Here is a 21,432-nt window from a genome sequence, read left to right as displayed (position 1 = left end):
GGCGAAGCTGAGAACTTAAGCGCCAGTAAACGGCGGTGGTAACTATAACCATCCTAAGGTAGCGAAATTCCTTGTCGGGTAAGTTCCGACCTGCACGAATGGCGTAACGACTTCTCGACTGTCTCAACCATAGGCCCGGTGAAATTGCACTACGAGTAAAGATGCTCGTTTCGCGCAGCAGGACGGAAAGACCCCGGGACCTTTACTACAGTTTGATATTGGTGTTCGGTTCGGCTTGTGTAGGATAGCTGGGAGACTGTGAAGCTCGCACGCCAGTGTGGGTGGAGTCGTCGTTGAAATACCAGTCTGGTCGTGCTGGATGTCTAACCTGGGTCCGTGATCCGGATCAGGGACAGTGTCTGATGGGTAGTTTAACTGGGGCGGTTGCCTCCTAAAGAGTAACGGAGGCGCCCAAAGGTTCCCTCAGCCTGGTTGGCAATCAGGTGTTGAGTGTAAGTGCACAAGGGAGCTTGACTGTGAGACCGACGGGTCGAGCAGGGACGAAAGTCGGGACTAGTGATCCGGCGGTGGCTTGTGGAAGCGCCGTCGCTCAACGGATAAAAGGTACCCCGGGGATAACAGGCTGATCTTCCCCAAGAGTCCATATCGACGGGATGGTTTGGCACCTCGATGTCGGCTCGTCGCATCCTGGGGCTGGAGTCGGTCCCAAGGGTTGGGCTGTTCGCCCATTAAAGCGGTACGCGAGCTGGGTTTAGAACGTCGTGAGACAGTTCGGTCCCTATCCGCTGTGCGCGTAGGAGTCTTGAGAAGGGCTGTCCCTAGTACGAGAGGACCGGGACGGACGAACCTCTGGTGTGCCAGTTGTCCTGCCAAGGGCATGGCTGGTTGGCTACGTTCGGGAGGGATAACCGCTGAAAGCATCTAAGCGGGAAGCCTGCTTCGAGATGAGGACTCCCACCCCCTTTGAGGGGTTAAGGCTCCCAGTAGACGACTGGGTTGATAGGCCGGATCTGGAAGCACCGCAAGGTGTGGAGGTGACCGGTACTAATAGGCCGAGGGCTTGTCCTCAGTTGCTCGCGTCCACTGTGTTGGTTCTGAAACCACGAACAATCAGACCGTGTTGGTCACCGGTTGGTTGTCTGTTTCATAGTGTTTCGGTGGTCATAGCGTAGGGGAAACGCCCGGTTACATTTCGAACCCGGAAGCTAAGCCTTACAGCGCCGATGGTACTGCAGGGGGGACCCTGTGGGAGAGTAGGACGCCGCCGAACTTCTTTTAGAGCTCTGGCTCTTGGGCACACAGCCCGAGAGCCAGAGCTTTTTTGCGTTGAGGTAGGGTCAGTGGGCATCATTGGCTCGTTTCCCACCAGGAGGCCCCCGCGTGGAGGTCCAGGAGACCCGCGTGCAGACCGACCGGGTCCTCACCATCCCGAACATCCTGAGCATGGCGCGCCTGCTCGGCGTGCCCCTGTTCCTGTGGCTCATCCTGCGGCCCGAGTTCGGCGGTCCGCAGAGCGACGGCTGGGCGCTGTTGGTGCTGGCCCTGAGCGGGGTCAGCGACTACCTGGACGGAAAGCTCGCGCGGCGTTGGAACCAGATCAGCAGCCTCGGCCGGCTGCTGGACCCGGCGGCCGACCGGCTCTATATCCTCTCCACACTGGTGGGTCTCACCTGGCGCGAGATTCTCCCGCTCTGGTTGACGCTTGTACTGCTTGCCCGGGAAGCGATGCTGCTGGTCATGGTGGGCATCCTCCGGCGCCACGGCTATCCGCCGCCACAGGTGAACTTCCTGGGCAAGGCGGCCACGTTCAACCTCATGTACGCCTTCCCGCTGCTTCTGCTGAGTGACGGAAGCGGATGGATCGCGTCACTCGCCGCAGTTTTCGGATGGGCGTTCGCCGGATGGGGTACAACCCTGTACTGGTGGGCAGGTGTTCTCTATGTGGTGCAGGTCCGCCGTCTGGTGCGTGCGGACGTCGCAGCCGATTGAACTCGCTGATTCCGCGGTCCCGGTGGCCGGATGGCCCCCGCTGGAAAAGTGCGGGATCCTGGGCGGGTGAAGTCGGCCAAACCTTCGTCTCTCAGAGGAGGACGCTTCCGACATGAAGGCCGTCGTGATGGCTGGAGGCGAAGGCACACGCCTTCGTCCCATGACCTCGAGCATGCCCAAGCCGCTCCTGCCGGTGGTCAACCGGCCGATCATGGAGCACGTTCTGCGGCTGCTCAAAAGGCATGGGCTCAATGAGACCGTCGTGACCGTTCAGTTCCTGGCCTCGCTGGTCAAGAACTATTTCGGTGACGGTGAAGAGCTCGGTATGGAGCTCACCTATGCCAACGAGGAGAAGCCACTCGGTACCGCCGGAAGCGTCAAGAACGCCGAGGAGGCACTGAAGGACGATGCCTTCCTCGTGATTTCCGGTGATGCCCTGACCGACTTCGACCTCACCGACCTGATCAATTTCCACAAGGAAAAGGGCTCGCTCGTCACGGTGTGTCTGACGCGCGTGCCCAACCCCCTGGAATTCGGCATCACCATCGTCGACGAAGAGGGCAAGGTCGAGCGCTTCCTGGAGAAGCCGACGTGGGGCCAGGTCTTCTCCGACACCGTGAACACCGGGATCTACGTCATGGAGCCCGAGGTCTTCGACTACGTCGACCCCGATGTGCCCGTGGACTGGTCCGGTGACGTCTTCCCGCAGCTGATGAAGGAAGGCAAGCCCATCTACGGCTATGTCGCCGAGGGCTACTGGGAGGACGTCGGTACCCACGAGAGCTATGTGAAGGCCCAGGCCGACGTCCTGGAGCGCAAGGTCGACGTCGACATCGACGGCTTCGAGATCTCGCCCGGCGTCTGGGTGGCCGAAGGTGCGGAAGTGCATCCCGACGCCGTGCTGCGCGGACCCCTGTACGTGGGCGACTACGCCAAGGTCGAGGCCGGCGCCGAAATCCGCGAGCACACCGTCATCGGGTCCAACGTCGTCGTCAAGAGCGGCGCCTTCCTGCACAAGGCCGTGGTGGCCGACAACGTGTACGTCGGACCGCACAGCAATCTGCGGGGCTGCGTGGTCGGCAAGAACACCGACATCATGCGTGCCGCGCGGATCGAGGACGGCGCGGTCATCGGTGACGAATGCCTGGTCGGCGAAGAATCGATCATCCAGGGGAATGTGCGGGTCTACCCGTTCAAGACCATCGAGGCCGGTGCCTTCGTCAACACCTCGGTCATCTGGGAGTCCCGGGGACAGGCGCATCTGTTCGGCGCCCGCGGGGTCTCCGGCATCCTGAACGTGGAGATCACCCCCGAGCTCGCCGTGCGGCTGGCCGGTGCCTACGCGACGACCCTGAAGAAGGGGTCCACCGTCACCACGGCCCGTGACCACTCCCGTGGTGCCCGTGCGCTGAAGCGGGCGGTGATCTCCGCGTTGCAGGCCAGTGCCATCGACGTACGCGACCTGGAGAACGTACCGCTGCCCGTGGCACGGCAGCAGACCGCGCGGGGCAGCGCCGGCGGGATCATGATCCGGACCACCCTCGGAGTGCCGGACTCCGTCGACATCATGTTCTTCGACGGACAGGGCGCCGACCTGTCGCAGGGCAGCCAGCGCAAGCTCGACCGGGTGTTCGCGCGACAGGAGTACCGGCGGGCGTTCCCCGGAGAGATCGGGGACCTGCACTTCCCGTCCAGCGTGTTCGACTCGTACACCGGGTCCCTGCTGCGCAACGTCGACATCACCGGCATCGCGGAGTCCGGACTCAAGGTGGTCGTCGACGCCTCCAACGGCAGCGCGGGACTGGTGCTGCCCAGCCTGCTCGGGAAGCTGGGCGTCGACTCGCTGACCATCAACCCCGGACTCGACGAGGCCAGGCCCACCGAGTCCGCCGACATGCGGCGCTCCGGTCTGGTGCGCCTCGGGGAGATCGTGGCGTCCTCGCGGGCCGCGTTCGGCGTGCGGTTCGACCCGGTCGGCGAGCGGCTGTCGCTCGTCGACGAGAAGGGCCGCATCATCGAGGACGACCGGGCGCTGCTGGTGATGCTGGACCTGATCGCGGCCGAGCGGCGCAGCGGGCGGGTCGCGCTCCCGGTGACGACCACCAGGATCGCCGAGCAGGTCGCCGCGTACCACGGCACGCAGGTCGAGTGGACGACCACCTCTCCGGACGACCTGACCAGGGTCGGCGGCGAGGAGGGCGCGATCTTCGGCGGCGACGGCAAGGGCGGCTTCATCGTCCCCGAGTTCAGCAGCGTCTACGACGGCACGGCGGCCTTCGTGCGGCTGATCGGGCTGGTCGCCCGGACGCAGCTCACGCTGAGCCAGATCGACGCTCGGATCCCGCGGGCCCATGTCCTCAAGCGTGATCTGGCCACCCCGTGGGCCGTCAAGGGCCTGGTGATGCGACGGGTCGTCGAGGCGGCCGGAGACCGGTTCGTGGACACCACGGACGGGGTGCGGGTGGTCGAGACCGACGGGCGCTGGGTGATGGTGCTGCCCGACCCGGCGGAAGCGGTCACCCACCTGTGGGCCGAGGGTCCCGACGACGCCTCCGCGCAGGCGCTGCTGGACGAGTGGGCCGCGGTGGTGGACAGCGCGGGCCGCTGAGAACCCACCGCACGCGTGCGTGCCGGACACGTGTCCCCCAGGGGGCCGGTCCGGCACGCCGGTGGGCCCGTTCGGAGGTAGTGGCGGTGGCGTGCGACGATGTGCGGCATGCCGCAGCCACCCCCCGTTCGGAGCACATCCACGCGGCCCGCGCGCCCGGACGCGTCCATGTCGCTGCTCACCAACGTCATGGACCACAGCCTCGACGACGGCTACGCCGAGGCCGCCGCCCGCAAGAAGGCCGACGGCAGCGGCGGCATGCCCAGGACGGTGCGCGCCAAGCTGGGCCTGGCGGCCGGCCTGGTCCTCGCGGCCCTGGTCGTGACGGTCGGCGCGGCCCAGGCACGGGTCGCGGCCCCCGTCGTCGCGAAGGAGCGTGAAGAGCTGGTCGACCGCATAGAGGGGGAGACCTCGGCGGCCGACAAACTGGAGAAGAGCGTCGACGAGCTGCGCGACGACGTGAACGCGCGCCGGCGCGAGGCGCTCGAGAAGAGCGGCGACGGCGACAGGTCCGACCTGATGGGGATCCTGTCGGGCGCGGTGGAAGTGCACGGCCCCGGCGTGAAGCTCGTGGTGGACGACGCCAAGGACGTCGGCACGGGCGCCGACGGGCAGCCGCGGGGCACCTCGGGGTTCTCCGACACGGGCCGGCTACGGGACCGGGACATGCAACGCGTGGTCAACGGGTTGTGGGAGTCGGGTGCCGAGGCCATCTCCATCAATGGGCAGCGTCTGACCGCGCTGTCGGCGATCAGGGCCGCAGGGGACGCGATACTGGTCGACAACAGGCCGCTGGTGCCGCCGTACACGGTGCTCGCGGTGGGGGACGGCGAGCGGCTGAGCAGGGGCTTCCAGGACAGCGCGGACGGGCTGTACCTGCACGCCCTGGAGGAGAGCTACGGCATCCGGACCGCCATCTCCGTCGCGGACGACCTCAAGCTGCCGGCCGCACCGAGTGTGATCGTACGTACAGCACAGCCGATAACCGAGAAGGGCACATCGTGATCGCCGTACTGGGCCTCGTCGTGGGAGTCGTGGCCGGATTGCTGGTCCGGCCCGAGGTGCCGGCGGCCGTGGAGCCGTATCTGCCGATCGCCGTCGTGGCGGCGCTGGACGCCGTCTTCGGTGGTCTGCGGGCCATGCTCGACGGCATCTTCGACGACAAGGTCTTCGTGGTGTCGTTCCTGTCCAACGTGGTCGTGGCCGCGCTGATCGTGTTCCTGGGCGACAAGCTGGGCGTCGGCGCCCAGCTGTCCACCGGTGTCGTGGTCGTCCTCGGCATCCGCATCTTCTCCAACGCCGCGGCGATCCGACGCCACGTCTTCCGGGCGTGAGGCCGATGAGCGACCATGAGCAGCGGCACGCGCACAGGCTGCGCAAGGAGCTGCCCGACGAAGTGCCGTCGTCGCGGTCCGCGTCGGGGGACGGCCCGGCGGACGGCGCCCCGGAGGGTGCACGACCGGAGCGGAACGGACTGACGGGCAGGCAGCGGCTCCTGAAGGGGCTGTGGCCGCCGCGCCTGACCCGGGCGCAACTCATCGTCGCCCTGCTCCTGTTCGGCCTCGGATTCGGCCTAGCGGTCCAGGTGGCGTCCAACAGCGACAGCGACAGCGCGCTGCGTGGGGCCCGCCAGGAGGATCTGGTCCGCATCCTCGATGAACTGGATGACCGAACTCAGCGTCTTGAAGACGAGAAACAGGGTCTCGAGAAGCAGCGCGACGGGCTGGAGAACAGCTCCGACCAGGCGGAGGAGGCCCGCAAGCAGACGCTCGAGAAGGAGCGGCAACTGGGCATTCTCGCGGGCACCGTGGCCGCGCAGGGGCCCGGCATCACGGTGACCATCGAGGACACGAAGGGGACGGTCGAGGCCGACATGCTGCTCGACGCGATCCAGGAGCTGCGCGCGGCGGGTGCGGAGGCGATCCAGGTGAACGGCGTACGGGTCGTCGCCGGCACGTACCTCGCGGACGCCGACAAGTCCGTCAGCGTCGACGGGAACAAGATCAACGCGCCCTATCGTTTCCAGGTCATCGGCAAGCCGCAGGACCTCGAACCGGCTCTCAACATTCCTGGAGGAGTGGTGCAGACTCTGGAGAAGGAACAGGCCACCGTTACTGTTGAGCGGTCGAGCAAGATCGTCGTGGACGCCTTGCGAGCGGCGGAGCGGCCTGACTACGCTCGGTCGTCCTCCCAGTGAACCGACGGTGCATGGGGGGCGTCCGGCGAGGGCATGAGGTTGCGGGGGGTCGCCGCACCGATTGGGTGGTGCGTGGTGGAAACTGTCTGGTGGAGACGGACGTTGTGAAGGTGTCCGGGTCGGCCAGTGCGTTCAGTAAGGGTTCGTCCTGCCCCACGGGCGGGTCTGTTTCGGTCAAGGGGAATCGCCCGTGAAGTTGTTTGCGAAGTTGTTCGGCAAGAGCGCGCGAGAGGGCGGCGGCGACAACGCGACCGCCCGTCATCGCGCACAGCCCGACGCGGAGGGCCGACGCCCGATGTACCGGGACCAGGTGGGTGGTCCGGGCGCGCCGTCTGTTGACCCTGCTCAGTCCGGCGGCATAGGTTTCGGCCAGCCCTCGGCCCCGGGTACGGGTGGAGGGTTCAACCCCGACCCGTACGCGTCGAACGCCCCGGCGGGGCAGCCGCGGCAGGAGGATCCGTCCATGTCGGCCCTGGTGTGTACGAGGTGCGGCAACCGCAACGCGGAGAACAGCCGCTTCTGCTCCAACTGCGGAGCTCCGCTGCGAGCCGGCGCGGTCCCGGAGCGCGCCTCCGAGACGACCTCCACGATCTCCATCTCCGGTCTGGAGGCCTACGACGCCGAGGTCACCGGCCAGACGGCGATCCCGGCGCTCTCCCCCGAGGCGCAGGCGGCCGTGGACGCGCTGCCGCTGGGCTCCGCGCTCCTGGTCGTGCGCCGCGGTCCGAACTCGGGCAGCCGCTTCCTGCTGGACGGCGAGCTGACCACCGCCGGCCGTCACCCGCAGAGCGACATCTTCCTGGACGACGTGACGGTCTCGCGCCGGCACGTGGAGTTCCGCCGCAGCCCGGACGGTTCGTTCACGGTCGCCGACGTCGGCAGCCTGAACGGCACCTACGTCAACCGGGAGCGCATCGACCAGGTCGCCCTGTCGAACGGTGACGAGGTGCAGATCGGCAAGTACCGGCTGGTGTTCTACGCGAGCCAGCGGGGTTACTGACCCGCCCCCGGGCCGCCCGCCCGGGGAACCTCCAGGGAAGGTCCATGTTTCAGACACCGAGCGGCGGTGCCGGGCACGGCGCCGCCGCCACGGACAGTGGGCTGATGAGCATCGGCGCAGTGCTGAACGCGCTGCGTGACGAGTTCCCCGACATCACCATCTCCAAGATCCGTTTCCTGGAGTCGGAGGGCCTCGTCGAGCCGCGGCGGACCCCGGCCGGGTATCGCAAGTTCAGCGCGCACGACGTGGAGCGCCTCGGCCACGTGCTGCGCATGCAGCGGGACCACTATCTGCCGCTCAAGGTGATCCGCGAGCACCTGGACGCCGTGGAGCGCGGCGAGGCCGTCGCGCTGCCCCGGGTCGGCCGGCAGCGGGACGGCGAGGCCGTACCGGAATCCGCCGACAGCCCCACGGTGGCCCGGATCGGGCGGGACGAGCTGCTCGCCGCGGCCGGGATCGGCGACCAGGAGCTGAAGGAGTGGGAGTCGTACGGACTCCTCGCCCCGCTGCCCGACGGGGCGTACGACGCCGAGGCGGTCACGGTGGCGTCCCTGGTGGTGCAGCTGGGACGGTTCGGCATCGAGCCGCGGCACCTGCGGGTGATGAAGGCCGCGGCCGACCGGGAGGCCGGGCTGGTGGACCAGGTGGTGGCCCCCCTGAAGCGGCACCGCAACCCGCAGACCAGGGCACACGCGGAAGCCCGCACCAAGGAGCTGGCCGGACTGGCGGTACGGCTGCACGCCGCGTTGGTGCAGACCGCCCTGGGCGTGCGGCTGCCCTGAGACGAGCGGGACCGCGGAGCGGGATCACCCGCCCGATCCAGACCTGGATCGCCCACCCGATCCCGGCCCGACTACCCAAACGTCCCGGGCACGGCCTAGGGTTGCTGTGTGAACGAGCTCGATGTCGTAGGTGTCCGGGTCGAGATGCCCTCCAACCAGCCGATCGTGCTGCTGCGCGAGGTGGGCGGCGACCGTTACCTTCCCATCTGGATCGGACCGGGGGAGGCGACGGCGATCGCCTTCGCCCAGCAGGGCATGGCTCCCGCGCGGCCGCTGACCCACGACCTGTTCAAGGACGTGCTGGAAGCCGTCGGCCAGGAGCTCACGGAAGTGCGCATCACCGACCTGCGCGACGGGGTCTTCTACGCCGAGCTGGTCTTCGCGAGCGGGGTCGAGGTCAGTGCCAGGCCGTCCGACGCCATAGCGCTGGCCCTGCGCACCGGTACGCCGATCTACGGCAGCGACACGGTCCTCGACGACGCCGGGATCGCCATTCCGGACGAGCAGGAGGACGAGGTGGAGAAGTTCCGCGAGTTCCTCGACCAGATCTCGCCCGAGGACTTCGGGACCAGCAACCAGTGAGACGCGGCCCCGTCCGCGCACATCCGGCTAGCCTTTCCCGGGAACAGGGCACGCGAAACCACTCGTAGGGTGATTATCACTCGGCGTGCCGAGTGTGGCGATCGTTGACGCACCCTTGGTGACTGCCTACCTTCGAGGAGGCAGGTCAAGGACGGAGGTCGGCGTGAGAATCAGCGGCGACGGTACGGTTGGGGGTGGCCCCGGGCACAGCCTCGGGGCAGGCGGTCCGTACCCGCCCCCGGGTTCCCGGTTGCGCGCGAGCGCGGGCCACGCCCAGCACGGTGGCGCGGTCGATCCCGGTCCGCAGCGACCGGCAGCCGTGCCGACCAGCGGAGGGGCGACGTCCATGGCGTCCGAGCAGATCGGCTATCGCGGCCCGACGGCCTGCGCGGCCGCCGGCATCACCTACCGGCAACTCGACTACTGGGCCCGCACCGGCCTGGTCGAGCCCAGCGTGCGGCCCGCGCACGGGTCCGGGACGCAGCGCCTGTACAGCTTCCGCGACGTGGTCGTGCTGAAGATCGTCAAGCGCTTCCTCGACACCGGTGTGTCCCTTCAGAACATCCGGACCGCCGTCCAGCACCTCAGGGAGCGCGGATTCCGCGACCTGGAGCGCATGACGCTGATGAGCGACGGCGCCACCGTCTACGAGTGCACGTCTCCCGACGAGGTGCACGCCCTGCTCCAGGGCGGCCAGGGCGTCTTCGGGATCGCCGTCGGCGTGGTGTGGCGGGACGTGGAGAGCGCGCTGTCCCAGCTGCACGGCGAGCGGGTCGACACGGGCGAGACCCTGGTCGGGCACAATCCGGCCGACGAACTGGCCCGGCGGCGGAACAACCGCGCGGTCTGAACCGCACGGCGCCGCGGGTTTCCGTCGGCCGGTGACGGCGGGATTGTCAGTGGCGTAGGGCAGCATCGGAGATGTGAGAACCGCGCCCACGATCCTGCATCTCGACATGGATGCCTTCTTCGCCTCGGTGGAGCAGGCGTCCAAGCCGAGCCTGCGCGGGAAGGCCGTGGTGGTGGGCGGCCTCGGACCGCGCGGCGTGGTCGCCACCTGCTCGTACGAGGCGCGGGTGTTCGGCGTGCACTCCGCGATGCCGATGGGCCAGGCCCGCCGGCTCGCACCGCACGCCGCCTACCTGGTGCCGCGCTTCGAGCTCTACCGGTCGATCAGCGAGCAGGTGATGCGGCTGCTGCGGGAGCTGTCGCCGCTGGTGGAGCCGCTGAGCCTGGACGAGGCCTTCGTGGATCTGGAGGCCGGCGGGACGGCCTGGGACGCGGAGTCGGCGCGGCTGGCCGGGGCGAAGCTGCGCACGGACATCCGCACCGTCACGGGCCTCACCGGGTCCGTGGGCCTCGCCGCCTCCAAGATGCTCGCCAAGATCGCCTCGGAGGAGGCCAAGCCCGACGGACTGGTGCTCATCCCGCCCGGGACGGAGCGGGCCATGCTGGAGCCGATGACCGTGCGGACGCTGCCCGGGGTGGGACCGGCCACGGGGGATCACCTGCGGCGGGCCGGGATCACAACGGTCGGCGAGATCGCCGAGGCGGGCGAGGACGAGCTGGTGCGGCTGCTGGGCAAGGCGCACGGCCACGCCCTGTACGCCATGGCGCTGGCCCGGGACGAGCGGCCGGTGGTGGCCGAGCGGGAGACCAAGTCGGTGTCGGTCGAGGACACCTACGACGTCGACATCCACGACCGGGTGCGGGTCGGCGTCGAGGTGGGGCGGCTCGCGGACCGCTGCGTGCGGCGGCTGCGCGCCTCCGGTCTGTCCGGGCGGACCATCGTGCTCAAGGTGCGCAGATACGACTTCTCCACGCTGACCCGCTCCGAGACCCTGCGCGGGCCCACCGACGACCCCGCCGTGGTGCGCGAGGCGGCGGCCAGACTGCTGGACTCGGTGGACACCACGGGCGGCGTGCGGCTGCTCGGGGTGGGCGTCAGCGGGCTCGCCGACTATACGCAGGAGGACCTGTTCGCGCAGGCCGCGGGGGACCGGGCCGAGGAAGCGGCCGAGGAGCCCGAGACCGAGCCCACCGAGCAGCGCACACCCTCGCCCACCGAGCGCCGCTGGCCGGCGGGGCACGACGTGCGGCACACGGAGCTGGGGCACGGCTGGGTGCAGGGCAGCGGTCTGGGGCGGGTCACCGTGCGCTTCGAGACGCCGTACTCGGAGGTCGGACGGGTGCGGACCTTCGCGGTGGACGACCCGGAGCTGACGCCCGCGGACCCGCTGCCGCTGGTCGCCGACGCGGCGGACGGTGCGGGCGGGGCGGGTCAGCCCTCGTCGGGACCCTTGCCCTTGCCGGCCAGCTTGCCGAAGTCGTGGTCGGGCGGCGGGGGAGCGGCCGCCACGTCCAGGCCGTAGTGGTGGTAGAGCTGGAGTTCCTGCTCGGGCGAGAGGTGGCGGCCGACACCGAAGTCCGGCGCCTCCTTGATCAGTGCCCGGTCGAACGGCACGCGCAGGGCGCCGTCGACCAGCTCGCTGGGCTCCAGCGGGACGAAGGCGTCCCTGCTGAAGAGACCGGTCCGTATCGCCGCCCACTCGGGGACGCCGGTGGCATCGTCGAGGTAGACCTCGTCCACGGTGCCGATCCTGGTGCCGTCGCGGTCGAACGCCTTGCGGCCGATCAGGTTCCGCGGATCGATGTCAGTACGCACGGGGCCCTCCACTTGATCGCACCACTGGGCCGCACTGGGATCGCACACCAGCCGCCTTAATCATCCGTAAGTACTACAAAAGGGCACAAGTGGCGGGTCGGCCACTCGAAGTCGGTGCGGTGGCCTCGCTGGTACGCTGGCAAACGGCTGCTGACCCCGCGCGGGAGAGTCCTCCGGACACCACCGGAGGCGCCGAAGGAGCAAATCCTCCCCGGAATCTCTCAGGCTCACGTACCGCACGGACGAGGTCACTCTGGAAAGCAGGGCGGGTGTCGACGGCTTCCGCTCTCACCGACGGTGAAAGCCGGGAGAGCCCCAGGGCTCGCCCGGTGAAGCTCTCAGGTTGAGATGACAGAGGGGGAGGCCGTCCGGGTACCCGCGCCGTGGTGCCCCTCGAAGGTCGTCAGACCAGGAGGCCTCCGCAATGACCGCCCACCGCACTCCGCTCTCCGAACTCGAACAGGCCATGCCCTTCGAGCAGCGCCACATCGGCCCCGACCACGAGGCCAGGGCCAAGATGCTCGCGCAGGTCGGTTACGGTTCGCTCGACGAACTGACGGCCGCCGCGGTGCCGGATGTGATCAAGAACGCCGACCGGCTGGACCTGCCGGGCGCGCGCTCCGAGGCCGAGGTGCTGGCCGAGCTGCGCTCCCTGGCCGATCGCAACCAGGTCCTCGACTCCATGATCGGCCTCGGCTATTACGGCACCTTCACCCCGCCGGTCATCCTGCGCAACGTCATGGAGAACCCGGCCTGGTACACGGCGTACACGCCCTACCAGCCGGAGATCTCCCAGGGCCGTCTCGAGGCCCTGCTGAACTTCCAGACGATGGTCGCCGAGCTGACCGGCCTGCCCACCTCCGGCGCCTCGCTGCTCGACGAGGGCACCGCCGCGGCCGAGGCGATGGCCCTCTCCCGGCGCATGGGCAAGAACAAGAAGGGCCTGTTCCTGGTCGACGCGGACGCGCTGCCGCAGACCGTGGCCGTGATACAGACCCGTGCCGAGCCGACCGGCGTCGAGGTCGTCGTCGCCGACCTGAGCGAGGGCATCCCCGCCGAGATCGCCGAGCGGGAGATCAACGGCGTCCTGATCCAGTACCCGGGCGCCTCCGGAGCCGTCCGCGACCTCAAGCCCGTGATCGACCGGGCGCACGAGCTGGGCGCGCTCGTCACCGTCGCCGCCGACCTGCTCGCCCTCACGCTGCTCACCTCGCCCGGCGAGCTGGGCGCGGACATCGCCGTGGGCACCACCCAGCGCTTCGGCGTGCCGATGGGCTTCGGCGGACCGCACGCCGGCTACATGGCCGTGCACGAGAAGTTCGCCCGCAGCCTCCCCGGCCGCCTGGTCGGCGTCTCCGTGGACGCCGACGGCAACAAGGCCTACCGCCTGGCCCTCCAGACCCGCGAGCAGCACATCCGCCGCGAGAAGGCCACCAGCAACATCTGCACCGCGCAGGTGCTGCTCGCCGTCATGGCCGGCATGTACGCCGTCTACCACGGCCCCGAGGGCCTGCGGTCCATCGCCCGGCGCACCCACCGGTACGCCACGATCACCGCGGCCGGACTCGCCGCCGGCGGCGTCGAGATCGTGCACGGCGCCTACTTCGACACGGTCACCGCGCGGGTGCCCGGCCGGGCCGACGCGATCGTCCACGCCGCCCGCGAGAACGGCATCAACCTGCGGCTCGTCGACGCCGACCACGTCTCCTTCGCCTGCGACGAGACCACCACGCGCGCCCAGGTGAGCGGCGTGTGGAACGCGTTCGGCGTCGAGGGCGACGTCGAGGCGCTGGACGCGGAGGCCGGGGACACCCTGCCCGAGGCGCTGCTGCGCACCGACGACTTCCTGACCCACCCCGTCTTCCACCAGCACCGCTCCGAGACCGCGATGCTGCGCTACCTGCGCCGCCTCGCCGACCGGGACTACGCGCTGGACCGCGGCATGATCCCGCTGGGCTCCTGCACCATGAAGCTCAACGCGACCACCGAGATGGAGCCGGTCACCTGGTCCGAGTTCGGGCAGCTGCACCCCTTCGCGCCCGCCGAGCAGGCGCAGGGCTACCTGACCCTCATCCGCGAGCTGGAGGAGCGGCTCGCCGAGGTCACCGGGTACGACAAGGTCTCGCTCCAGCCCAACGCCGGCTCGCAGGGCGAGTTCGCCGGACTGCTCGCCGTCCGCGGCTACCACCGGGCCAACGGCGACGAGCAGCGCACCGTCTGCCTCATCCCGTCCTCCGCGCACGGCACCAACGCCGCCAGCGCGGTGATGGCCGGCATGAAGGTCGTCGTCGTCAAGACCGCCGAGGACGGCGAGATCGACGTCGAGGACCTGCGCGCCAAGATCGAGAAGCACCGCGACGAGCTGGCCGTGCTGATGATCACGTACCCCTCCACGCACGGCGTGTTCGAGGAGCACGTGGCCGACATCTGCGCGCAGGTGCACGACGCGGGCGGCCAGGTCTACGTGGACGGCGCCAACCTCAACGCCCTGGTCGGCCTCGCCAAGCCCGGCCACTTCGGCGGCGACGTCTCCCACCTGAACCTGCACAAGACCTTCTGCATCCCGCACGGCGGCGGCGGTCCCGGCGTCGGCCCCGTGGCCGTACGGTCCCACCTGGCGCCGTACCTGCCCAACCACCCGCTCCAGCCCGCGGCCGGTCCGCAGACCGGCGTCGGACCGATCTCGGCGGCGCCGTGGGGCTCGGCCGGGATCCTGCCGATCTCCTGGTCGTACGTCCGGCTGATGGGCGGCGAGGGCCTCAAGCGGGCCACGCAGGTGGCCGTGCTGTCCGCCAACTACATCGCCAAGCGCCTGGAGCCGCACTTCCCGGTGCTGTACACCGGCCCCGGCGGGCTGGTCGCGCACGAGTGCATCATCGACCTGCGCCCGCTGACCAAGGCGACCGGCGTGAGCGTCGACGACGTCGCCAAGCGGCTGATCGACTACGGCTTCCACGCGCCGACGATGTCCTTCCCGGTGGCCGGCACGCTGATGATCGAGCCGACCGAGTCCGAGGACCTGGCCGAGCTGGACCGGTTCTGCGCGGCGATGATCGCCATCCGCGCGGAGATCGAGAAGGTCGGCTCCGGTGCCTGGTCCGCCGACGACAACCCGCTGCGCGGCGCCCCGCACACCGCGGGCGCGCTGGGCGGCGCGTGGGACCACGCGTACACGCGCGAGGAGGCCGTCTTCCCGGCCGGGGTGTCCGCCGCCGACAAGTACTGGCCGCCGGTGCGCCGCATCGACCAGGCCTACGGCGACCGGAACCTGGTCTGCTCCTGCCCGCCGCTGGACGCCTACGAGGACTGAGTCCCGCCGCAGCAGTGAGAGAGGCTCCGTCCGGGCTCCCCAGCCCTGGACGGAGCCTCTCGGCGTCTCATCCCGTGGCGAGCGACACGTCCGTCGACTTGACCAGCGCGACGACCGGAACGCCGACGGACAGCTCCAGCGCGTCCGCGGCCTGCCGGGTGATGGCGGCGGTCAGCTCGGCGCCCTCGACGGCGACCGACACGGAGGCCATCGCGGCGCCGGTGGTGAGGGCGGTGACCGTGCCCGGCAGCCGGTTGCGGAGGGACAGGCCGTCGGCGCGCCCGGTGGCCAGCGCCACCTCCGTGGACTTCATCAGGACCCGTACGGCGGTGCCGGGGGCGAGCGCGAGGTCCTCTGCGGCCTCCCGGGTGATCGCCGCGGTGAGGTCCTGGCCGCCGGAGAGACGGACGCCGACCGTCGCCATGGCCTCGCCCGGGGTGACGGCGGTGACGGTGCCGGGGAGCTGGTTGCGGATGCTCAGGCTCATGGGGGCACCGTAGCCCGGCGGAGGCGCTATGCCGGGTATGCGTGGGTCTGCGTCGCCTTGACCGTCGCCCACACCGGCGCGCCCGGGTGCAGGCCCAGCTCGGCGGCGGCGCCCGTGGTGAGGTCGGCGGCGAGCGCGAGTTCGCCGGTGAGGTCCACGCGGATCTGGTCGCCGTGACTCTCCAGGCCCGCGACCTCGCAGCGCCACAGGTTGCGGGCGCTGGAACCGGTGGGGCGTGCGCCGTACAGGGTCACGGCGCTCGGCGGGAACGCGACGAAGACCGGGCCCGCGAGGTCCTCGGTGGTGGTGAGGGCGGGGCCCGCGTCGAGTCGCACGGTGTGGCCGTCGGCCCGTCCCCGGTAGAGGTTCAGGCCGACCAGCCGGGCGATGTAGTCCGTGCGGGGCCGGCGGGCGATGTCGGCGGGCCCGCCCTCCTGCACGACCGCGCCGTCCTCGACCACGACCAGCCGGTCGGCCAGCACCATGGCGTCCAGCGGGTCGTGCGTGACCAGTACGGCGACCGCCTCGAACTCGGCGAGGTGGCGGCGGAGCTGGGCCCGCACCTCCAGCCGGGTCCGGGCGTCCAGGGCCGCGAGGGGCTCGTCCAGGAGCAGCAGCCGCGGGTGGGTGGCCAGCGCGCGGGCCAGGGCGACGCGCTGGGCCTGGCCCCCGGAGAGGCGGCGCGGTCTGGCACCCGCGTGGTCGGCCAGGCCCATCCGGTCCAGCCACGCGGCGGCCCGCGTCCGGGCCTCCGCCTTGCTCGCTCCTCGGCAGCGCGGCCCGAAGGCCACGTTGTCGAGGGCGGTCAGGTGCGGGAAGAGCAGGTAGTCCTGGAAGACGACGCCGACCGGGCGGGACTCCGGCGGCGTGCGGTCCAGCTCCGCGCCGTCCAGGCGCAGGTGACCGCCGGTGAGCGGGACCAGACCGGCGAGCGCGCGCAGGGCGGTGGTCTTGCCCGCGCCGTTGGGTCCGAGGAGGGCCACGACCTCGCCGGGCGCGGCGGTGAGCGGGACGTCCAGGCGGAAGGCGCCGCGGTCCACGACGAGCCGGGCGTCGAGGCCGTCCCCGGACGGGTGGGCTTCGGGGGAGTCCATGGCGGCCTTCCGTTCACCGGTGCCGGTCATGACGCGCTCATCCAGCGGTCGCGCAGTCCGGCCAGGACGGCGATGGAGACGGCCAGCAGGACCAGGCTGAGGGCGATCGCCGCCGCCGGGTCGTTCTGGAGGGCGAGGTAGACGGCCAGCGGCATGGTCTGGGTCCGGCCGGGGAAGTTGCCCGCGAACGTGATCGTCGCCCCGAACTCGCCCAGGGCCCGCGCCCAGGCCAGCACGGCGCCCGCCGCGATGCCCGGCGCGATCAGCGGGAGCGTCACCCGGCGGAACGCGGTGAAGCGGGAGGCGCCCAGGGTGGTGGCGGCCTCCTCGTAGCGCGGGTCGGCGGCGCGCAGGGTGCCCTCCACGCTGATGACCAGGAACGGCATCGCCACGAACGTCTCCGCCAGGACGACGCCCGTCGTCGTGAACGGCAGGGTGATCCCGAACCAGGCGTCGAGCCACTGGCCGACGACGCCGTTGCGTCCGAACGCCAGCAGGAGCGCGACGCCACCGACCACCGGCGGCAGCACGAGCGGCAGCGTCACCAGCGCGCGGACGAACCCCCGGCCGGGGAAGTCGGTACGGGCCAGCAGCCAGGCCAGCGGCACGCCGACGAGCAGGCTCAGCGCGGTCGCGGACGTCGCGCACAGCAGCGACAGCCGCAGCGCCTGCCACACCTCGGGGCTGGACAGCTGCTCCGGCAGGCCGCGCCACGGCGCGCGTACCACCAGGGCGAGCAGGGGCAGCAGCAGGAACGCCAGGCCGATCAGGGCGGGCACCAGCAGGGGGACCGGCACCATGCGCCCCCGGCGGCGGGGACGGCGCGGCCCACCGGCCACCGGGTCGGCCCCGGGGCGCGCGGGCGTCGTTGCGGCGGACTTGGTCACGGCGTGCGGAATCCGTCCCCGGTGAGCACCCGCTGTCCCTCGGCGGATGTCACCAGCGCGATGAACGCCTTGGCCGCGTCGGCGTTGGGGGCGTCCTCGAGGAGGGTGATCGGGTAGTCGTTGACCGCCTTCGCCGACTCCGGGAAGTCCACGCCCGTCACCTTGTCGCCGGCCGCCCGCACATCGGTCCGGTAGACGACGGCGGCGTCCGCCTCCTTCAGCTCGACCTTGGTGAGGGCGGCCTTGACGTCCTGCTCGTAGGAGACCGGGGTGAGGGCGACACCGCCGGCGTCCAGCGCCTTGCGGGCCGCGGCGCCGCACGGCACGGTCTCGTCGCACAGCACGACCTTGAGACCGGAACCGGTGAGGTCCTTGAGGGAGGAGATGTGCTCCGGGTTGCCACGCAGCGTGGCGATCTCCAGTTGGTTGCGCACGAAGGTGGCGGGGGTGCCGGCCGCGGCCCCGGCGTCGGTGACGGTGGCCATCGGCTTCGGGCCGGCGGAGGCGAACACGTCCGCCGGGGCGCCGCCGGTGATGCTGGCGGCGAGGGTGTCACTGCCGGCGAAGTTGAAGGTGACCTCGGTGCCCGGGTGCCGCTTCTCGAAGGTCTCGCCGAGCGTCGTGAAACTCTCCTTGAGCGAGGCCGCGGCGAAGACGGTGACCTGGCCGGAGAGCTTCGCGGAGGAGGACGACGAGGCGCCGGCGGAGTCGGAGTCCGGGTCCGACGACGAGCACGCGCTCAGGGCCAGCAGCGCCGCGGCCCCCGCGCCGGCCACCCGCGCGGTACGGCGGATGCGATGGGTCCTGCGCACGGAACGGGTCGTCACGGGCCACTCCCTCGGCGTTCTGGACGGGGAACGACGGCTCGGCGGCCGAGCGGACGGTGCCCCCATTGCGCCGATCATACTTCCGCATCTGCGAGGGCCATGTCTCCTGTTGCATCGCATGAGCGAGCCATGGGCGAGGAAAGGCTGGCATGTGCGTTCCCACGGTGGGCGAGGTGCTGTCGCCCGTCCGCCGGCCGGGCGCTCACGTTCTGTCGATATGGACATTCGTCGACTTCACCCGGGCGGTGGCCTCCACGCCGACCTCCAGGCCGAGTTCCTCCACCGCCTCCCTGGTCAGCAGGGAGACGAGCCGGTGCGGGCCGGCCTGGATCTCGACCTGGGCCGCGACGTCCCCGAGTTTGATCGCGGTCACGATCCCGGGAAACGCGTTGCGGACCGAGGTGTGCGGGGTCTCGTCGTCGGCGCCGCCGGAGCGGGCGAGTTCGACCGAGAACGCGGCCAGGTCGCGCCCGTCGACGACGCGCCGTCCGCCCTCGTCGCGGCGGGTGGTGATCCGGCCCGCGTCGGCCCAGCGGCGCGCGGTGTCCGGGCTGACGCCGAGCAGCCGCGCCGCCTGGCCGATCGTGTAGGACTGCATGCCGGTCACGATAGGCCGCGCGGGAGCGCTCAGCGGGGAGCGGGTGGGGGTGCCGTGCTGGAGCGCAGGATCAGGTCCGTGTCCAGTTCGACCCGCGGCGGGTCCGGCCGCTCGTCGCGGCTCCGGCCGAGCACCGTGCGCGCGGCCGTCCGGCCCATGTCGGCGAGCGGCTGGCGCACGGTCGTCAGGGGCGGTGCCGACCAGCGCACCTCCGGAAGGTCGTCGAAGCCGACGACGCTCATGTCCTGCGGCACCCCCAGTCCTCGCCGGCGCAGCGCCTCGATCGCGCCGAGCGCCATCTGGTCGCTGGCCGCGAAGACGGCCGTCGGCGGCTCGGGCAGGCCCAGCAGGGCCTCGCAGGCCGCGAAGCCGGACGCGTGGCGGAAGTCGCCCGGGACGATCAGGGACTCGTCCACGGCGATGCCCGCGCCCTCCAGGGCGGCGCGGTAGCCGTCGTGGCGGGCCCGCGAGCACAGCAGCCGCGCCGGCCCGGCGATCAGGCCGATCCTGCGGTGCCCCAGCGCCAGCAGATGCTCGGTGGCCGCGAGGCCGCCCGACCGGTTGGCGGCACCGACGGTGGGCACGTCCAGGGCGGGGGAGCCCGCCGGGTCGACGACGACCAGCGGGACGCCGAGGATCCGCAGCTCCTGGTGGAGTACGGGGTCCAGGGCGGAGGTGACGAGGACGACGCCGTCACAGGCCCGGGCCCGCAGATTGCGCATCCACTGGCGGGCGTCGCCCGAGCGTCCGTGGATCGCGGAGACCACGGTGCCGACCCCGGCGGCGTGGGCCACCTCCTCGACCCCACGGATGATCTCCACGGCCCAGGGGCTGTCCAGGTCGTTGAAGACCAGGTCGATCAGGGCGGCCCGGCGGCCGGGTGCCGTGGCGCGCTTGCGGTACCCGTGCCGGAGCAGCAGTTCCTCCACCCGCGCCCTGGTCCCGGGCGACACGTCCGAGCGGCCGTTCACGACGCGGGACACGGTCGGCACCGAGACGCCCGCGCGGCGGGCGATGTCCGTGATCGTGACCCTGCCCCGGCGGCCGGAAGCCGGTACGGCCCGGGCCTCGTCTGCTGCCACTTCCCCCACCTCCGCCGACACCGACCGCGAAACCTCCAGGAGTCTTCCGGAGACCGGGCGCCCGGGGGAAGCCGTTCCGGACCAGGAAACCGGGCCGGTCATCGCGGCGGAACGGGCACGTCACGCGCGGTGACCGGCCCCGGACACGCGTGGGGGCCGGTGCGCAGCCGTGGCTGCGGGCCGGCCCCGTGAGGCACCGGGCGCGGTGACGGGCACCGCCCGGCGGGTGGTCAGGCGGCGGGCGTCAGCCCCGCGCCGACGGGGCGGTGCGGGGCGATGGCCTGACCGTCCGGCAGGAGCTCACCGGTGTCCTCGAAGAGGACGACACCGTTGCACAGCAGGCTCCACCCCTGCTCCGGGTGGTGCGCCACGAGACGGGCGGACTCCCGGTCGGCGGAGACGGCTGAGGGGCACGGTGGCTGGTGCTGACACATGAGTGGGGTCTCTCGGTCTGTGGTGACGGGTGAGTTCGTTGTCTTGGCTGTCTCGGCTGTGTCTGTCTCGCGGCGTGAAGCCTCGTTCATGGCCGCCCCCCGTTGTGTGAGTCGTTCGAACCCAGTGTTGCCCCATGGGCGTCGATCCGCAGGTATTTCGCAGTACCACTTCTCACAGGTTGATGACGCGTCACCCGCGCGGACGGTTCAGCTCAACTGCACTGTCACTTCGGATGGTTCGGCATGGCCGAATGGGACTAGACCGCGCGGGTGGGCGGGGGAGCGCCGCGGCGGCACGGGTCAGGCGGGAGAACCCAGCAGCCGCGTCGGCGTCACCCGGTGGGTGAGGACCGGCAGCAGCTCGGCGACCCGGTGCGGCCGGTGCGCCGCGATGCCGGGCGGGGCCGGCGCCAGCGGCACCAGAAGGTCGGTGGCCGCGGGGTGCCCGGCGGCGGCGTCCGCGGTGCCGTCGCCGTGCAGCCACAGCGTGAGCATGTACAGCTCGGGAACCGACAGCAGGCGCGGCTGGAAGGGCTGGGCCATCGACTCGGCCTGCCGCAGCGCGCGCTCGGTCGAGGCGACGTAGGGGCCCTCGAAGAAGTGCGAGAACGCCCAGCCGTCGGGGGTCAGCATCGTCTCCGCCGCCGCCACCACCCGGTCGCCGCACCGGATGTGGAACCGCCACCCGGCCAGTCGCGTCGCCGCCACGCCCTCCGCCGTGACCCGGTCGAGCACGTGCACGGGAAGCGGCAGCTCGGGTGTCGCGGGTCCCTGGGCGCCGAGCAGCGCGGGGGTCCGGGCCTCGCGGACCGCAGTGGGCGAGGAGAGGGCGGTGAGGACGGAGCGCAGGGCGGGCGCGGGGGCCTGGGGGACACGCAGGGGCATGGTGGGTCGCCTCTCATTCGAAGGCACGGTGGCGCGAGGGCGGA

The 21,432-nt window shown here is 70.8% G+C and carries 20 protein-coding genes, 2 rRNA genes and 1 riboswitch; of the genes, 13 read left to right on the top strand and 9 right to left on the bottom strand.

Annotation, left to right across the window (positions count from 1 at the left end; translation table 11 throughout):
* From ACIRGB_RS21305 to ACIRGB_RS21250, 12 genes are all read left to right on the top strand, one after another.
* Nucleotides 1-1,029 (top strand): 23S ribosomal RNA (locus ACIRGB_RS21305); the annotation flags it as partial.
* A gap of 85 nt (nucleotides 1,030-1,114) precedes the next feature.
* Nucleotides 1,115-1,231 (top strand): 5S ribosomal RNA (rrf, locus tag ACIRGB_RS21300).
* Between the two features lie 110 nt (nucleotides 1,232-1,341).
* Nucleotides 1,342-1,950, top strand: a complete 609-nt coding sequence (locus ACIRGB_RS21295) for a CDP-alcohol phosphatidyltransferase family protein (RefSeq protein WP_052838778.1) — start codon at nucleotides 1,342-1,344, stop codon at nucleotides 1,948-1,950.
* A 112-nt stretch (nucleotides 1,951-2,062) separates the two neighbouring features.
* Nucleotides 2,063-4,558: a mannose-1-phosphate guanyltransferase gene (locus ACIRGB_RS21290; protein ID WP_052838780.1), complete on the top strand. Its 2,496-nt coding sequence runs from the start codon at nucleotides 2,063-2,065 to the stop codon at nucleotides 4,556-4,558.
* Nucleotides 4,559-4,657: 99 nt separating this feature from the next.
* Complete coding sequence (locus ACIRGB_RS21285) at nucleotides 4,658-5,563, top strand: DUF881 domain-containing protein (RefSeq protein WP_403867140.1); 906 nt, start codon at nucleotides 4,658-4,660, stop codon at nucleotides 5,561-5,563.
* Entirely contained in the window at nucleotides 5,560-5,892 is a 333-nt protein-coding gene (locus ACIRGB_RS21280; RefSeq protein ID WP_003977440.1) for a small basic family protein, read from the top strand. Before ACIRGB_RS21285 ends, ACIRGB_RS21280 begins: the two co-directional genes overlap by 4 nt.
* A gap of 5 nt (nucleotides 5,893-5,897) precedes the next feature.
* The gene (locus ACIRGB_RS21275) at nucleotides 5,898-6,755 is read left to right on the top strand and encodes a DUF881 domain-containing protein (RefSeq protein WP_403867136.1); all 858 of its coding nucleotides are present in this window, start codon (nucleotides 5,898-5,900) and stop codon (nucleotides 6,753-6,755) included.
* Nucleotides 6,756-6,903: 148 nt separating this feature from the next.
* Complete coding sequence (locus ACIRGB_RS21270; RefSeq protein ID WP_241965593.1) at nucleotides 6,904-7,755, top strand: FHA domain-containing protein; 852 nt, start codon at nucleotides 6,904-6,906, stop codon at nucleotides 7,753-7,755.
* A 44-nt stretch (nucleotides 7,756-7,799) separates the two neighbouring features.
* The gene (locus tag ACIRGB_RS21265; RefSeq protein ID WP_403867133.1) at nucleotides 7,800-8,537 is read left to right on the top strand and encodes a MerR family transcriptional regulator; all 738 of its coding nucleotides are present in this window, start codon (nucleotides 7,800-7,802) and stop codon (nucleotides 8,535-8,537) included.
* 108 nt (nucleotides 8,538-8,645) lie between these two features.
* On the top strand, nucleotides 8,646-9,119 hold the full coding sequence (locus ACIRGB_RS21260; protein WP_030189411.1) for a bifunctional nuclease family protein: 474 nt from the start codon (nucleotides 8,646-8,648) through the stop codon (nucleotides 9,117-9,119).
* Between the two features lie 163 nt (nucleotides 9,120-9,282).
* Entirely contained in the window at nucleotides 9,283-9,969 is a 687-nt protein-coding gene (locus tag ACIRGB_RS21255; protein ID WP_403867130.1) for a MerR family transcriptional regulator, read from the top strand.
* 73 nt (nucleotides 9,970-10,042) lie between these two features.
* Complete coding sequence (locus tag ACIRGB_RS21250; protein WP_403867127.1) at nucleotides 10,043-11,491, top strand: DNA polymerase IV; 1,449 nt, start codon at nucleotides 10,043-10,045, stop codon at nucleotides 11,489-11,491.
* Here ACIRGB_RS21250 and ACIRGB_RS21245 read toward each other — a convergent pair.
* Nucleotides 11,401-11,784, bottom strand: coding sequence for a PRC-barrel domain-containing protein (locus ACIRGB_RS21245; protein WP_174855013.1), 384 nt, complete (start codon nucleotides 11,782-11,784; stop codon nucleotides 11,401-11,403). The two genes, ACIRGB_RS21250 and ACIRGB_RS21245, sit on opposite strands and share 91 nt — an antisense overlap.
* Before the next feature lie 151 nt (nucleotides 11,785-11,935).
* A riboswitch (glycine riboswitch) is annotated at nucleotides 11,936-12,031 on the top strand.
* Between the two features lie 177 nt (nucleotides 12,032-12,208).
* Here ACIRGB_RS21245 and gcvP point away from each other — a divergent pair.
* On the top strand, nucleotides 12,209-15,094 hold the full coding sequence (gene gcvP / locus ACIRGB_RS21240; RefSeq protein ID WP_403867124.1) for an aminomethyl-transferring glycine dehydrogenase: 2,886 nt from the start codon (nucleotides 12,209-12,211) through the stop codon (nucleotides 15,092-15,094).
* 67 nt (nucleotides 15,095-15,161) lie between these two features.
* On the opposite strand, the gene ACIRGB_RS21235 is transcribed toward gcvP, so the two are convergent.
* The 8 genes from ACIRGB_RS21235 to ACIRGB_RS21200 form a co-directional block, all read right to left on the bottom strand.
* Nucleotides 15,162-15,581, bottom strand: coding sequence for a molybdopterin-binding protein (locus tag ACIRGB_RS21235; RefSeq protein WP_403867121.1), 420 nt, complete (start codon nucleotides 15,579-15,581; stop codon nucleotides 15,162-15,164).
* A gap of 26 nt (nucleotides 15,582-15,607) precedes the next feature.
* On the bottom strand, nucleotides 15,608-16,705 hold the full coding sequence (locus ACIRGB_RS21230) for an ABC transporter ATP-binding protein (protein WP_403867119.1): 1,098 nt from the start codon (nucleotides 16,703-16,705) through the stop codon (nucleotides 15,608-15,610).
* Entirely contained in the window at nucleotides 16,702-17,475 is a 774-nt protein-coding gene (modB, locus tag ACIRGB_RS21225; RefSeq protein ID WP_403867193.1) for a molybdate ABC transporter permease subunit, read from the bottom strand. The genes ACIRGB_RS21230 and modB overlap by 4 nt, the downstream gene beginning before the upstream one ends.
* 83 nt (nucleotides 17,476-17,558) lie before the next feature.
* The gene (gene modA, locus ACIRGB_RS21220; RefSeq protein WP_403867116.1) at nucleotides 17,559-18,389 is read right to left on the bottom strand and encodes a molybdate ABC transporter substrate-binding protein; all 831 of its coding nucleotides are present in this window, start codon (nucleotides 18,387-18,389) and stop codon (nucleotides 17,559-17,561) included.
* Nucleotides 18,390-18,591: 202 nt separating this feature from the next.
* Nucleotides 18,592-18,987 carry a molybdopterin-binding protein gene (locus ACIRGB_RS21215; protein WP_403867113.1) on the bottom strand — a complete coding sequence of 132 codons (396 nt, stop codon included), beginning with the start codon at nucleotides 18,985-18,987 and terminating at the stop codon, nucleotides 18,592-18,594.
* Nucleotides 18,988-19,016: 29 nt separating this feature from the next.
* On the bottom strand, nucleotides 19,017-20,069 hold the full coding sequence (locus ACIRGB_RS21210; RefSeq protein ID WP_403867110.1) for a LacI family DNA-binding transcriptional regulator: 1,053 nt from the start codon (nucleotides 20,067-20,069) through the stop codon (nucleotides 19,017-19,019).
* Between the two features lie 230 nt (nucleotides 20,070-20,299).
* Nucleotides 20,300-20,503 carry a DUF5999 family protein gene (locus ACIRGB_RS21205; RefSeq protein ID WP_059297722.1) on the bottom strand — a complete coding sequence of 68 codons (204 nt, stop codon included), beginning with the start codon at nucleotides 20,501-20,503 and terminating at the stop codon, nucleotides 20,300-20,302.
* A 300-nt stretch (nucleotides 20,504-20,803) separates the two neighbouring features.
* The gene (locus ACIRGB_RS21200; protein WP_403867107.1) at nucleotides 20,804-21,388 is read right to left on the bottom strand and encodes a hypothetical protein; all 585 of its coding nucleotides are present in this window, start codon (nucleotides 21,386-21,388) and stop codon (nucleotides 20,804-20,806) included.
* Between the last annotated feature and the right edge of the window lie 44 nt (nucleotides 21,389-21,432).

Origin of the sequence: Streptomyces sp. NPDC102490, from assembly GCF_044765285.1 — a bacterium.
Classification (GTDB): Bacteria; Actinomycetota; Actinomycetes; order Streptomycetales; family Streptomycetaceae; genus Streptomyces.
Note: the sequence above shows the minus strand (reverse complement) of the source record. Positions and strands in the feature narration are given on the sequence as shown.

What these genes read in the sequence shown, in the direction of transcription:
- ACIRGB_RS21290 (WP_052838780.1), top strand. Translation starts at nt 2,063, where the DNA reads ATGAAGGCCGTCGTGATGGCTGGAGGCGAAGGCACACGCCTTCGTCCC.
- ACIRGB_RS21285 (WP_403867140.1), top strand. Translation starts at nt 4,658, where the DNA reads ATGTGCGGCATGCCGCAGCCACCCCCCGTTCGGAGCACATCCACGCGG.
- ACIRGB_RS21275 (WP_403867136.1), top strand. Translation starts at nt 5,898, where the DNA reads ATGAGCGACCATGAGCAGCGGCACGCGCACAGGCTGCGCAAGGAGCTG.
- ACIRGB_RS21265 (WP_403867133.1), top strand. Translation starts at nt 7,800, where the DNA reads ATGTTTCAGACACCGAGCGGCGGTGCCGGGCACGGCGCCGCCGCCACG.
- gcvP (WP_403867124.1), top strand. Translation starts at nt 12,209, where the DNA reads ATGACCGCCCACCGCACTCCGCTCTCCGAACTCGAACAGGCCATGCCC.
- ACIRGB_RS21235 (WP_403867121.1), bottom strand. Translation starts at nt 15,581, where the DNA reads ATGAGCCTGAGCATCCGCAACCAGCTCCCCGGCACCGTCACCGCCGTC.
- ACIRGB_RS21230 (WP_403867119.1), bottom strand. Translation starts at nt 16,705, where the DNA reads ATGACCGGCACCGGTGAACGGAAGGCCGCCATGGACTCCCCCGAAGCC.
- modB (WP_403867193.1), bottom strand. Translation starts at nt 17,475, where the DNA reads ATGGTGCCGGTCCCCCTGCTGGTGCCCGCCCTGATCGGCCTGGCGTTC.
- ACIRGB_RS21215 (WP_403867113.1), bottom strand. Translation starts at nt 18,987, where the DNA reads ATGCAGTCCTACACGATCGGCCAGGCGGCGCGGCTGCTCGGCGTCAGC.
- ACIRGB_RS21205 (WP_059297722.1), bottom strand. Translation starts at nt 20,503, where the DNA reads ATGTGTCAGCACCAGCCACCGTGCCCCTCAGCCGTCTCCGCCGACCGG.
- ACIRGB_RS21200 (WP_403867107.1), bottom strand. Translation starts at nt 21,388, where the DNA reads ATGCCCCTGCGTGTCCCCCAGGCCCCCGCGCCCGCCCTGCGCTCCGTC.